Source organism: Fibrobacter sp. UWB15 (assembly GCF_900177705.1).
Classification (GTDB): Bacteria; Fibrobacterota; Fibrobacteria; order Fibrobacterales; family Fibrobacteraceae; genus Fibrobacter.
The window spans coordinates 398519-411167 of the sequence record NZ_FXBA01000001.1; the positions used below are offsets into that span (position 1 = coordinate 398519).

Sequence of the window (12649 nt, forward strand, 5' to 3'; positions counted from 1 at the left end):
AACAAAGTTTATTTATGTCTTACGAAATGGAATATTCTTGCTTGGAATATAAAAAAAGGGTGATTTTATTTCGTAATAGGTGCTTTATTGAAAAAAAACTCTATATATTTAGGATTGGGTTACGAACAGAACAATAGGATTGGATTATGAATGAGAAATGGACATGGCTCCCGGATTTTGCCTCGGATATGGGGATATGGGAAGACGATCTGGTCGGCATAGCGCCTGATGCAGAACACCTTTTCGTGACATACGAAAAGATGGTGTCTGTTCTTGATGATGTTTACGGTTTGCCTGGTATTGCAGAGGCGTCTACCGTTGTTGGATGGGGCTTGGGGGCTTTCGTTCTTTTAAAGAATGCTCACAACCGCCCCAAGAACCAGAAATGGATTCTCCTTTCGCCTTATGCGGATTATTGTTCTGAACACAGTGAATGGAATAACGAAAATTTGTCTTTTATTGCGCATCAGACGAAAACTGCTGTCGATGCTACTCTGAACGCTTTTTACGAATTGATCGAGAATGAATTTGGCGAATGGCAAGATGACTGGATGAAAGCCGCCAAGGCGATTAATCCTGAAGCCTTGTATAAGGGACTCTCGTATATTGCGAAGAACCGAATTGATGAGCCTGTTCCTATTACGGCTGAAACACTGGTCCTATATGGTCGCATGGATGGTGCCGTTCCGCCGGCTATGACCTTGGAACTCAAGGAATTTATGCCTGGGGTGGAATTCAAGGAACGCCCCAAGGCAGGACATTGGCCGCCTCTACTTTTGTTCTAGCCGCGTTTGCGGTTGATAAAAGAGAGCAAAAGCGTTGCGATCAGGTAGGCTGCGAAAAAGCACAGCAAGAACATTTCAACAAAGTCGCCAATACGGCTGTATAGAGTGTCGCGGGTCTTGAGCGGCACTTTTCTTTGTACAACGCGATCGGTGAATATTTCGGTATTGCCGTCGTAGTGGCCGTACTGGTCGATGAATGCGGAAACACCGCTGTTGGCGAGGCGTGCCACCGGCATGCCGTTTTCGATGGCACGGTAACGGATCAAGTTCAGGTGCTGGTAAGGGGCGGTGCTCCGGCCGAACCAGCCGTCGTTGGTAATGTTGACCATGAGGCGGGAGCCTTCGCGGATCGCTTCGCGCACCAGGTCGCCAAAAATGGCGTCGTAGCAAATGTAGGGTGTCCACAGGAACGGCTGGTAGACGGGGGTTTCTTTACCGGCGACAAAGTCTCCTTCGCCAAGATCCACATAGTTTAAAATCGGGAAGATTTCGTCAAACGGAATTCGTTCGCTAAAAGGCACCAGGTGCTTTTTGATGTAGCGCTTTGGGAAGTAAAAATCGCCGGGAGTGAACAGGAACGAGGCATTGTAGACGTCGAACTTACGGATGCTTCCGCGCGGATTGCGACGGTAGTCGAGTGCGCCTACTAAAAGTTGAGAGTTCTTGCTGTCTGCGACTTCGTGCAGGCGTTCAATGACGCCGGGCTGCCTGCGAATGTGGTCGGGGATTGCGGTTTCGGCAAGCACGATAAGGTCAGCATGTTCCTTAATGCTGTCGTTGACCATGCCGAGAGTCTTGTTGACAATGTTATCGAAACGTTCCTTGCTCCATTTGGCACCCTGTGCAATGCTTGGCTGTACAAGGGCAATAGAGGGGTTGCCTTCGGCGTCTGCATTGTAGAACGGTTGGGCTTCGGTTTTAGACAAGACGATGCTGCCTTGAATGAGTAACACTACAAAAATGGAAAGGGGGACGGCTAGAACAGGGATTGCTTTTTTGATGTCTTGAACTTTGCAAAGTGTCTGGGCTACGGCTTGGTTCGAAGCGATGACCAAAATCGTGTAGCCAAAAATTCCGATATAGGGGAGCATCTGCAAAAGTTCAAGGCTGTTACCGAAAACATAGCCCAAGTGGCTCCACGGGAAGGCGAAGTCGCCATAGGTGCGGGTCATTTCAAGGCCTGCGTAAAAGATCGGGAAAAGTATCAGCAATACGATGCGAATTTTGGCTGGGGCTTCTTTTGCAAGCGTGTACACGAATCCGGCCAATGTGTTGTAGGCGCTAAAGAAGGCTATCAGCAAAAAGAGTCCGAGGAGAATCAGCCCCGAAGGTGCAGTCTCCACGTGCATGACGTTGTAAATCCAGTAGTAGTTGATGGTGTTGTAAAGCATGCCCGACCAGAAGGTGGCGAACATGGCTTGACCGCGGGTGAATCGGTTAAGGACGATGAACCATGGAACAAGCAACAGTAAAGCTGCGGGACCCAAGGGCATGGGCGGGTAGGCGAGAGCGTATAGGCCCCATGCAAAACAGGAAAGGAATAAAGCCGTGCGCGATTCGCGGGTCTTGATGTGCCTGTAATTCCAACGGACAAAAAGAGTAATCCAGAAAATGCCGATGGGGCATGCTGTAAGGATGATCTGAATTAGGCCGGCGTGTCCGATTTTATTCAAGTCGCCAATGTTGTAGTCAAGCGCGAGGAATGCAAAAGAAACGATTGCGAACGTGAAAAGCGTGCGTTTGAAATTTTTTCGGGTGTCTTTGAAAAATAGAAACGGAATCGTTACTGCCAGGGGAAGTACTTGCAAAACCTGCGTGTAAAGCCCCGGCTTGTCGGGACGCAGCGAAAAAACAATCACTTCTGCAATAAAAAGAACTGCTACGTAAACCCAGTAAATCGTCGGGAGCGCTTTAAGTCGAGTCTTAATCTTATTCAACATATCCGTTAACTATTTTGCATTTTTATCAATGAGAAAAGTATGATTTTTTCATACCACATCACACATTCCACTACAGTCCACTTTTGTCCTGGGGATTGAAAATCAGTACGAATTCGCCTTTGGGCGGGTGAGCCTTGAAGTGAACCGTGATTTCGGACGGAGTGCCAATCAGGTGTTCTTCGAATTTCTTGGTGAGTTCACGCATCAGGGCAATCTTGATTTCGCCAAAGACTTGGCCGATTTCTTCGACGAATTTGTCGATGTTATGCGGGCTTGCGTAGAAAATCTGGGTCGCTTCTTCGTCTTTCAGTTTTTCGAGCAGGTGAATACGCTGGGCGCTCTTTTTAGGCGAAAAATATTGGAAGGTGAAATGGTCCGTAGGCATGCCGCTCGAAACAAGGGCGGTAATCATGGCGCAGGGGCCAGGGATGGCACGCACGTCGATTCCTTCACGGACGCATTCGCGTACCAGATTGAATGCCGGGTCTGCAACACCGGGAGTGCCTGCGTCGCTGACCAAAGCGATATCGCCTTCGTTCTTCAAGTATTCTACATACTTTGGGGTTACTTTTTCCTTGTTGAAGTCGTGATAGGCTTCCATGGGCGTGTTGATGCCGAAATTGTCAAACAGCACGCGAGTGTGGCGCGTGTCTTCGGCAAGCACCAACGGGACTTCCTTTAGTATCCGCACGGCGCGGTAGGTAATGTCTTCCATGTTCCCGATGGGGGTCGCGACGATATAGAGTGTGTGCATATCAGTAGTCTTGCGCTAGGTTCAAATCGGTGCTGCGACCGAGGCGGGTTTCAAATTTCAAGCGTTCCAGGAGCTTGCGGTGCATTTCCTGGGATGCGTCGTTGACGAGGTCGGATCGCATGCGTCCGTACCAGAAAGCTTTTACGTGTTCGCTTTCTTCGAATTCGACCTTGAAGGTCAATGAGCCGTGACAGAAAATTCGGGCTTCCATGCGGTAATGCCAGGTCTCGCTTACAGGAAGAGCTGGCCAAAAGGGGATAATCGTGGCGCCGATATTCCAGGAACTGGGCTCGCCGTCGGGGGTGACGCTTGCGTCAATGTGGGCGACTCCGCGGCAACTTTCCATGGGGTAGCTGGCAGTGTCGACGGCAAGCGAGTAGGCTCTTTGCAGATTCGTATCCAGGTACGCAGTGGTTCCCGCATAAGAAATGGTAATCGGCTCGAAAAAGGGTATCGTTTTTGGGTATTCCTGCAAGTCATATTTCGTGAGACTCGTGGAACAGCCTGCAAAAAATGCGGCTAAAACGCCTGCGCATGCAACGAATAACGATGATTTTGATAAGGATAATTTCATCGCCATAAATATAATTAATGACCAATGACTAGACTTCAATTGCTATATTCTTTTTCGATGAACTTGTCTGCTTACTTTATTTCGGATGCGCACCTTGGGGTAAACCCGCCGAAGGCCGTTCCTGATCGCGAAAAAGCGCTTGTTCGGTTCATTGAATCAATCAAGGGTAAAGCTTCGCATTTTGTCATTGTGGGCGATTTGTTCGAATTTTGGTATGAATACAACGATTATGTATGCCGTAACCATTTCGATTTGTTTTTTGCTCTGCACGAACTGGTGAAATCCGGCTGTGAAGTCCATTTAATACAGGGAAATCACGATTTTGCCTACGGAGATTTCTTTCCGAAGTCCATAGGAGTTCAAGTACACAAGGAATTGGTTCTGGAAATCCAAGGAAAACGGGTTTATTTCCGACATGGCGATGGCGTGGCCAAGTCCGACTTCGGTTACCGGTTGTTCCGTCGCATTCTGGATTTCCCGATGAATCGGTTCCTTTTCCGTCAAATTCATCCGGATTGGGGAATGGCATTAGCCCGTTTTGTGGGTCGTAGCAGTCGTAAGGCGGGAGAATCTCGCGTCATCAAGATGGAAGAGTACTTGCAGTGGGCCAACTGTATGCTCAAAAAGACGGGCGCCGACTATTGCATTTTGGGACATCACCATATTTCGGGCGTCTGGAATGTGGAAAACGGCGTGGTCGCTTCGGCCGGAGACTGGATAAAAAAACTCACCTGCCTCCAGATGGAAGCAGGCGAGATTAATATTCTGAATTACGATGATTAATCGTTGTTTCCTGCGCTGTTTGCGCGGGTTTCCGTTGACTTCATCATCTTTTTACTGGCGTTTTCACCCCAGATCCATGCAACGATGTCGGTGTTCGAGAATCGATCCCACATGTCGTCAACCCAGCACCAGTGATGGGTTTTGCCCTTTTCATCAGTGATGGACCATTTCTCCGGAGTAGCGGTGAAGGTCATCTTGACGGGTTCCGGCTTGTTGAAGTTGCCGTATCCATCGTTTACTGCTGCAGTTTCTGGCGGATCAATCTCGATGGTCCAGGATTTACCTTCGGTTCGTTTGTAGATACCGACATTGTACACTATAAGAAGAATGCCGACAATAATGGCTCCCTTGAAGTTCTTCTTGGACAAGAAGAATATCAAGAGCATGAGCATTAAGATTGCTAAAGCACCCAAGTTATAGTGGGTCGTGTAAAACAACTTAAGAATGTCGATCATATTATTCCTCGGCTAATTACTTCTTGGAGCTCTTTTCGGCAGCCTTCTGTTCGGCGACCAGGGAGGCTACGCTGAAGGTAACCGTCTTGCCTTCGACCTTACATTCAGTACGGAAACTCTGCTTGGGAAGAGCGAGCCCATGGGAAGAGAAGGTCCCCATGAAGGAGGCGTTGGCATGACTTGCAATGGTGCGAACGTTGATGAACCCCTTGTCCTTGCTGAAGGACAGCTTGAAGACCTTCTTCACGCGATCGTAATCGGCGATCATGGTCTTGTTCACCTGGGTGTTCACGGCGTCTCTCGTGTGACGGTCGAAAATGATGGTTCCGCGAGAGTCAATGGAAAGCATTGTTTTGTTTGCAATGGAATTGCGGCAGGCAATCAACTTCCACGGGCCTTTCTTCTTGGTAGAATTCCTGCTGGTGAAAATGTACTTGTTGCCTTCCTTTTCGAGTTCATAAGGACCGGTCACAATCTTTTCGCCGATGGCGTTCAGGGCTCCCTTGAAGTAGAGGAACTTGGATTTGGTGGAGTTTACACCCACGATGAAACGGAAAGACGTTGTCTTGGCCTCTTTGGTGGGGGTAATGGCGACTCGCTTTCCGATGGGGTCCACTTCGATGTCGGCATAGGGACCGATTTCGACGATTTCACCCTTCTTGGAAGATTCCTGCTTTGCCATTTTGTCGAGTTTCATCGTCTTGATGGCCTGATCCGGAAAACGCAGAAAACCGCGAATATCCATTTTTACAATGATCGTTTCCATAAACACCTCTTTTTGTTTATTTGTGGTTTTCAATGTAAACTAATAATTTTTTCAAATACGGGCAATACCGATAAGAAAAAAACAACAAAATCTGTTCCCAAAAGGTTTTCTTGGGAAATTAGAGTTTGTCCGATTTTATTGGAATAAACTGCTTTTTAACGCCGAAAAAAGCAATTTTTGTAAACTTTCTCCGTTACGGAGAATCAGTTTCGCGTTTCCCAACTTGGAATATTCCAAGTAAGTACGGGATTCAAATTGCTTTTTGTCACTGACTACAGTTGTGTTTTTTTGTGCGTTTTTTAGCTTGTCTGAGTCAGCTTTGAAATTTGTTCGTACGAGGAATTTCGGGTATAGAAAACCATACTTTTGGTGAATGGCGTCGGCGATGTCCAAGATAGGATCGATTAAGATGATTTGTTCGTGATTTGACTGCTGGTTAATGGCTGCGATTGCGCCCATGCCGCGTCCCACAAGGGCTCGCGGCGATTGGCCGTTGACTTGTGTGGCGCATTCTGCAATTTGTGCGGCGTCTTGTGCGAAGGTTTCTTCACTGGGTGTTCCCTTGTTTTGTGCGGAACCTCGGTAGTTAAATGTGACGACGCTCACACCAGGGAGCGAGTCGAGCTGTGCTAAAAATTGTGCAGCGTCTTCGTCGGCTTCTGGATAATAAAGTAGTGTGGGGTCCGTTTCGTTTCCGAGACTGAATCCGTTTAAGATGGTGCCGTCTTCTAAAGAACAAGAAAGTTGTTTCACTTTGTTCTGGATGGCTTCGTTCGCTTCTTTATGATAAATCGCTCGCGGAAATGCATTTCTGCGTTCGGTCAGGGCGAGGTAAAACACCATGCTCACATATATAACTGCAAGAATTCCTGCCAGGCGGAGAATGCGGAAAAGCATGTTCTTCAGAAACGAGGTGATTTTGAAATTGCGGATCATCGGGCTCAAATTTAGAATAATCATAAAAAAGGGACTATAAAGAAAAAGGACTTTCGCCTGGTTCCAGACGAAAGTCCAAAGGATGGGATTGGGTGTTCCTTGAATATATCTAAAAAAATGGGCGAGCGTATCACCTTTTTTTTCAAAAGTGTTCACGAATTGTTCTTTTTTGCAAGATTTACGGGAATTTACATAACTATTTTGAAAAAAGGTGTTCCCAAAAATTGACAAAAAATTTATATTTAGACTGATGAACGTATACGCTTACTACAACTACCGAAAGTTCTTGCAGGACTATTACGACTACCGTAAGTCCGTGCAACGATACTTTTCTTATAGGTCCTTTGCCAAGAAGGCGGGGTATTCCTCGTCTGGCTTTTATCTGGACCTGGTCCGCGGGCGCAAGTCCCTTACGCCCCAAATGTTGCCCAAGTTTATAGCGGCTTTAGGCCTTAACGAAAAGGAAGGTCGCTACTTTACGTTGATGGTGGACTTTACGCATGCCACCACGCCGGCTTCCAAGCAAGCCATCTTCGAGCAGATGTCCGCTCTGCTCCCGAACGCCATCAAGTCTTTGACCAAGAGCCAGCAGGAATACTATAGTAAGTGGTATTACGTCGCCGTCCGCGAGGCTCTGTCCGTCTTGAATGTCGGCCCGAAGAATATCCAGGAACTGGCTTTGTTCCTGAACCCCCGCATTACGCTGCCGCAGGCAAAGCAGGCTATCCAACTGCTCTTGTCGATGCAGTTGATCGAACTTGACGAAAAGGGTTTTTACCGTTCGGTGAACAAGGCTATCTTTAGCGGTTCCGAAATCGCGCCCTTGTTTGTCCATCAGTTCCAGAAGCAGATGATGGACCTAGGCAAAGACGCCTTGGACCATTACAGCACCGAACGCAGAAATGTATCTTGTATGACGATGAGTGTTTCTGCCGAAGGCCTGGAACGCATTATCAGCAAGATTGACTTGTTCCGCAAAGAAGTGGTCGACATCGTTCGATCGGACGAAGGTGAAACCATGGTGTGCCAGATGAATATCCAGTTTTTCCCGCTCAGTAAGGAAAAGGTGGATCTGCCGCCAGAAACCGAGGAGGAAAAATGAGCAAGAAATTTTCTTTGCTAGCATGCCTAGCCTCGTTTGCGGTTGCCTTTATTGCGTGCAGTAACGAAAAGGTTGCCGGTACGGTGACCGATACGGGAAATACGGTTACTGCCGACGCCCAGGTGACGGGTGTGGTTCTTCGTGTAGATGGATCTCCTGCATCGGATGCCATGGTCCGTATGGCTCGCATGGCCGTTTACGATTCCGTGCTGCATGTTCCTGAACAAATTGAAGTGCTGACGGACTCTGCCGGTGTATATGCATTTGATTCGGCTCTGTCCGACACGTTCCAACTTGCCGTTATCGATACGTCTGCCGTGGAAGTGTTCTTCTTGCCGCGTACGACCTTGCAGGCCAAGGCCTACGATAGCATTAAGCTTGCTAAGGCCGCCGTTGTTTCGAGTGTGCTCTATTTTGAAGAAGTTGAAGATTCCGCCGTGTCTGTGGGAGGTCACTTTATGACCTGCCTGTCGGGTACGCCCTTCTGCGAAGATGTTTTTGCTGCGGACAGTTTCTATATGCTGGTTCCGGCAGGCAACTGGAGTATGGAAATCTTCCCGGGTGATTCCATGATGGTGGCCCGTATGCAGTCTCTTGGCTTTGATGACAGCCTGATTTACCGCAGCTTGAGCCTGGAACGTATTTACGAAGGCGATACGGTGAGTCCGGGCCCGATCGTGTGGAGCACGACGGCTAAGGCTGATACTCTGATCAAGGAATCCGAAAAAGAGACGAAGAATGTCGCTCGCATTTCAGGAACGGTGCTTTGCAAGGGTGATAAGCCTTGCGCCGGTGTTGAAGTGATGACAATTCGCGATATTTATGGATTCGAATTCGTGGAAGGGGATTCCCTTGAATTTTTGGCACAGACCAAGACCGATAGTTCGGGACGTTGGTGGCTGCCTGTTCCCGATTCCTTGCCGGCAGATTCGTTCCGTTTTGAATTCCGCAGACTGCAGGATGGCGAAAAGACTTTGGTCGGCGTATCCCGCTACCTGACCAAGAAGGATGTCGAAGGCCTGAAGGATACCTTGGATATCGGGAAGTCCAACATGGCGAAGGCTTCGTCTTTGCTGAGCGGTGTGAGACTGGTGGTTGACCGCGAAGATACGACCCAGTCGAACAACTGCATGGTGAATAGCGTGGTGGTGGGTATCAAGGGTACCTCGCATTTTGTGCGTGACATGACCTGCTACATGATGGTCATGGATGGTCTGCCTGCCGGTGAACAACAGGTGGTGCTCTACTCTGGTGATCCGAAGGTGATGGCAAAATTGCGTCAGTCGGCAACTCCGACGCAGTTCTACGTGACATTTACGCCAGTGTCGCTCCCCGAAGGGAATACTTTGGAGCAGCAGTGGATGACTTACACTCCGCCTAATCAAAATATTTTTAAATAACCCCTTGCCGAAGTGAATTTCTTTTACTAACTTTGGGGGCGCATTGAGCTATGGTGTAATGGTAGCACAACAGATTCTGACTCTGTTTGTCTAGGTTCGAATCCTGGTAGCTCAACGAATAACTCTTTGCTCATACCCCTGAGCAGAGAGTTTTTTATTTTTGGAACATGGAATTTTTCGATTACTACGAGAAGCTTTTTGGCGAACGATGGCCTGCCTTGCTGGAATCCCTGAAAGGTGAAGGGTGCGCGGTAGAGCTGCGTTTTGGCGATGGTTTGGAACCGTATTTTTTGGATGATGCTTCTGTTTTTGCGGCGAAAGCGCTAGGTGTTGAGCCTGGTGACGATGTGCTGGATATGTGTGCTGCCCCGGGTGGAAAAACGCTCGTGATTGCGTCTCTGCTTAAAGGCGAAGGATCCTTACAAAGTAACGACCGCTCGCCGGATCGCCGCTTAAGGCTTCAGCGCGTGATTGAAAATTCCTTACCCGAAAGTTGGCGTTCCGTCATCAAGGTGACTGGTTATGACGGCGTGAAGTTTGGGCTCCATAAAAAAGAATGCTTTGATAAGATTCTGCTGGACGCACCTTGTTCTTCGGACAGGCATGTGCTGAATTCGCCTACTCATTTGGAAGTGTGGTCTGCAAAACGGGTGAAACGGCTTTCTGTAGAGCAGGGGGCGCTCCTGGCTTCGGCTGTAGATGCTTTAAAACCGGGCGGAACTGTTGTCTATGGAACTTGTGCGCTGTCGCCTATGGAAAATGACGATGTTGTCAAGAAAATTTTGAAGAAGCGACCCGCCATGCGTTTCGAAAGAATCGAGGATCTGTTGCCAGGCGCCGACCGCACCGAATTTGGCGTACATATTCTGCCGGACCACTCGCAGGGCCGCGGCCCTATTTACTGTGCAAAGCTCGTGAAAGAAAAATAGCGTTTTTTTAGAGACTTTCCCGATTTTTTTATTTATCTTTACAATATGTTTAAGCGAATCGTTTTTTCGTCGTTTTTCGCGTTGGCAAGCGTTTTCGCATTTGCCGACGATGCTGTGACTGAACAACCTGCTCCGCAGGTCGAGTCTTCTTCCTCGGAGGCCTCGTCTTCTTCTGCGGTGGTGTCTTCTTCGTCGGAAGAACCTGAAGGTCCCAAATTCCGCGAGGTTCCTGTTCGCTACTGGGTGAACGGGGATTCTGTAGAACTGGAAGCGATTTTTGTCAAAATCGAAAATGACACGGTTTACTTGAAAAAGCCGACCGAAGCTGAGCTCAAGCATATCGAACATATTACCGATCAGCAGGCGATTGCCTTGCAAGAAAGCAACGGTCAGGAAGTCGAGCAGACTGAAGACGAAAACGAAGAAGTCGATTTGAATGCGAAACCCGCTGAAATCATTATGACGGATGCTATCAAGGATTCCATGGCGGCTCAGTCTGATACGACGAAGGTTGAGGTAGCGCCGGTAGACGATGGCGCCGATGACGATTTGGAAACGGCGCTTCAAAAAGAAGACAAACGCGTGAAAATGGAAGAAATCGCGAAGGTGGAACAAGAAATCCGCGAACGCGAAATCCAAGATAGTATTGCCGCCGCAAAAAAGAATCCTTATATCAAAATTTTCAGGTTTGAACTGAAGCGTCTTTACAACATGGAAGACGAGGTGATGATTGACCTGTCCCTTTCGAACTATGTGGTTCCTGAAAAGAGAGTCGTTGAAGAAACGATTGAACTTTATCCGCCGGGAAATGCCAACTTGCTGGTGGTTTCGGAACCGGCTGCGTGCTCGCTGTTTGTGAACGGAATCCCCTTGAAGCAGGTGGCTCCCGATACCATTAGAAATATCAAGCCGGGCAAGTACACCATTTCTGTAATGAAGGTCTTGAAGGACGTGGAATGGTGGGGGTCCGCTGTGGTGCGCATCAATGCCGACAGCGTAAACAAGGTGACTATTCCTGTTCTGCGTCCCTCGACCCGTTTGACGCTGAACTCCAACCCTGAAGCGGCTGAAGTTTACGTGGGTGAGGCTCCGTCTTTGAACAAGATGCCGCACTACATGACCGACATGATTGTAGATAACGTAAAACCGCAGGTGAGGACGACTGTCTACTTTAGAAAGGTGGGGTACCGCGATACTTCCGTGACCACTGAAATCAAACCCTACATGCCGAACCTTGTGTACGTGGACATGACGCCTGTGCTGGACGATCTTGAATTTATCGAAGGCCAGAATGCTTTTAACAAGGAACGTGGCTTAAGGCGCATCGGTCGCGGGCTTTTGTGGAGTTCCATTGTCCCGATTATTGCCGGTGGTGTCATGTGGTACCTGGCAGAACGGGATTGGAGCAAGGCTGCCGACAAGAAGCATGCCTATGAACGTTTGTCTGCATTCGATAGTGACGACACCCGACAGATGGTCAAGGATAACCATGAACTGAATGACAGCGGCGATACCAAGTGCGGCGTGGCTGTCGGTCTTGGCGCCTTGGGCCTTGGGCTCCTTACGGCTGGCATTATTCTTGCGTTCTAGCGTTGTAGGCAAGCGATGTCATTGAAGCCCTTGCTTGTATGTTTGCTTTGTGCGGCTTCGCTGGTGTGCGCGCACCCTCACGTATTCGTAGATGCAAAAATCAAAGTGATGTTCGACAACGCCGGATTTTCGGCGGTGAAAAATCACTGGGTTTATGATGAAATCTATAGTTCCGCGATGATGTCGTCGGGCGATGCTGACGGCGATGGAAAAATTTCTGAATCGGAAAACAAGTGGTTTTTGGAAACGATTCTTGGACCTCTCAAGGAATTCAATTATTACAATTATGTGCAGTCGGGTTCGATTTTTTTGAAGGCCCAGGGGCTTTCGAACTTCAAGGCTTCATTCAAAAATAACCGCTTGATGTTGGACTTTGAAACGAAGTTTTCGAGCCCGATTGGCCCCGATTATACTATGCTCGTGATTGCGGTGGCCGATCCGTCCAACTACATTCAGGTAACCGCCGACATGGAAAATGCAGATGTGGACGGACCTGAATCTTTTGATATCGAGTTCTTTAATGATGGTTTGCAAGGACTGACTCTGTTTAGGGCTTTTCAATCTGATATTGAAGGCTTATACTTGAGATTTAAAAAGAAATAATCCGGGAAGGCTCCTTGTTTTTTTATTTTTTG

13 protein-coding genes and 1 tRNA gene are annotated in these 12649 nt (G+C 48.2%); 8 read left to right on the forward strand and 6 right to left on the reverse strand.

Annotated elements, in window-relative coordinates; genetic code table 11:
* The first annotated feature begins 146 nt into the window (after positions 1 to 146).
* Complete coding sequence (locus B9Y58_RS01680; protein WP_073053733.1) at positions 147 to 785, forward strand: alpha/beta fold hydrolase; 639 nt, start codon at positions 147 to 149, stop codon at positions 783 to 785.
* Here the strand turns inward: B9Y58_RS01680 and lnt are convergent.
* The 3 genes from lnt to B9Y58_RS01695 all read right to left on the reverse strand — a co-directional run bounded on the left by lnt (position 782) and on the right by B9Y58_RS01695 (position 4053).
* Positions 782 to 2725 (reverse strand): apolipoprotein N-acyltransferase, encoded by a 1944-nt coding sequence (gene lnt, locus B9Y58_RS01685; protein ID WP_233247799.1) that lies wholly within the window; start codon positions 2723 to 2725, stop codon positions 782 to 784. The two genes, B9Y58_RS01680 and lnt, sit on opposite strands and share 4 nt — an antisense overlap.
* Positions 2726 to 2795: 70 nt before the next feature.
* Positions 2796 to 3479: a 16S rRNA (cytidine(1402)-2'-O)-methyltransferase gene (rsmI, locus tag B9Y58_RS01690; RefSeq protein WP_073053735.1), complete on the reverse strand. Its 684-nt coding sequence runs from the start codon at positions 3477 to 3479 to the stop codon at positions 2796 to 2798.
* Position 3480: 1 nt separating this feature from the next.
* Positions 3481 to 4053, reverse strand: coding sequence for a hypothetical protein (locus tag B9Y58_RS01695; protein WP_073054701.1), 573 nt, complete (start codon positions 4051 to 4053; stop codon positions 3481 to 3483).
* Positions 4054 to 4110: 57 nt separating this feature from the next.
* Between B9Y58_RS01695 and B9Y58_RS01700 the strand changes: the two genes are divergently transcribed.
* The gene (locus B9Y58_RS01700) at positions 4111 to 4836 is read left to right on the forward strand and encodes a UDP-2,3-diacylglucosamine diphosphatase (protein WP_073053737.1); all 726 of its coding nucleotides are present in this window, start codon (positions 4111 to 4113) and stop codon (positions 4834 to 4836) included.
* Here B9Y58_RS01700 and B9Y58_RS01705 read toward each other — a convergent pair.
* From B9Y58_RS01705 to B9Y58_RS01715, 3 genes are all read right to left on the reverse strand, one after another.
* On the reverse strand, positions 4833 to 5291 hold the full coding sequence (locus B9Y58_RS01705) for a hypothetical protein (RefSeq protein ID WP_073053738.1): 459 nt from the start codon (positions 5289 to 5291) through the stop codon (positions 4833 to 4835). The genes B9Y58_RS01700 and B9Y58_RS01705 overlap by 4 nt on opposite strands.
* A 16-nt stretch (positions 5292 to 5307) precedes the next feature.
* Positions 5308 to 6057 (reverse strand): hypothetical protein, encoded by a 750-nt coding sequence (locus B9Y58_RS01710; protein WP_073053739.1) that lies wholly within the window; start codon positions 6055 to 6057, stop codon positions 5308 to 5310.
* A 135-nt stretch (positions 6058 to 6192) separates the two neighbouring features.
* The gene (locus B9Y58_RS01715) at positions 6193 to 7149 is read right to left on the reverse strand and encodes an alpha/beta hydrolase (RefSeq protein ID WP_143154622.1); all 957 of its coding nucleotides are present in this window, start codon (positions 7147 to 7149) and stop codon (positions 6193 to 6195) included.
* 94 nt (positions 7150 to 7243) lie between these two features.
* Between B9Y58_RS01715 and B9Y58_RS01720 the strand changes: the two genes are divergently transcribed.
* The 6 genes from B9Y58_RS01720 (at position 7244) to B9Y58_RS01745 (ending at position 12617) form a co-directional block, all read left to right on the forward strand.
* The gene (locus B9Y58_RS01720; RefSeq protein ID WP_072798739.1) at positions 7244 to 8095 is read left to right on the forward strand and encodes a TIGR02147 family protein; all 852 of its coding nucleotides are present in this window, start codon (positions 7244 to 7246) and stop codon (positions 8093 to 8095) included.
* Positions 8092 to 9495: a hypothetical protein gene (locus B9Y58_RS01725; RefSeq protein WP_073053741.1), complete on the forward strand. Its 1404-nt coding sequence runs from the start codon at positions 8092 to 8094 to the stop codon at positions 9493 to 9495. The genes B9Y58_RS01720 and B9Y58_RS01725 overlap by 4 nt, the downstream gene beginning before the upstream one ends.
* Before the next feature lie 44 nt (positions 9496 to 9539).
* A tRNA-Gln gene (locus B9Y58_RS01730) sits at positions 9540 to 9610 on the forward strand.
* A gap of 52 nt (positions 9611 to 9662) precedes the next feature.
* Complete coding sequence (locus B9Y58_RS01735) at positions 9663 to 10424, forward strand: RsmB/NOP family class I SAM-dependent RNA methyltransferase (RefSeq protein WP_073053742.1); 762 nt, start codon at positions 9663 to 9665, stop codon at positions 10422 to 10424.
* Positions 10425 to 10469: 45 nt separating this feature from the next.
* Positions 10470 to 12014 carry a hypothetical protein gene (locus B9Y58_RS01740; protein WP_073053743.1) on the forward strand — a complete coding sequence of 515 codons (1545 nt, stop codon included), beginning with the start codon at positions 10470 to 10472 and terminating at the stop codon, positions 12012 to 12014.
* A 15-nt stretch (positions 12015 to 12029) separates the two neighbouring features.
* Positions 12030 to 12617, forward strand: a complete 588-nt coding sequence (locus B9Y58_RS01745; protein ID WP_073053744.1) for a DUF1007 family protein — start codon at positions 12030 to 12032, stop codon at positions 12615 to 12617.
* Positions 12618 to 12649 lie beyond the last annotated feature (32 nt).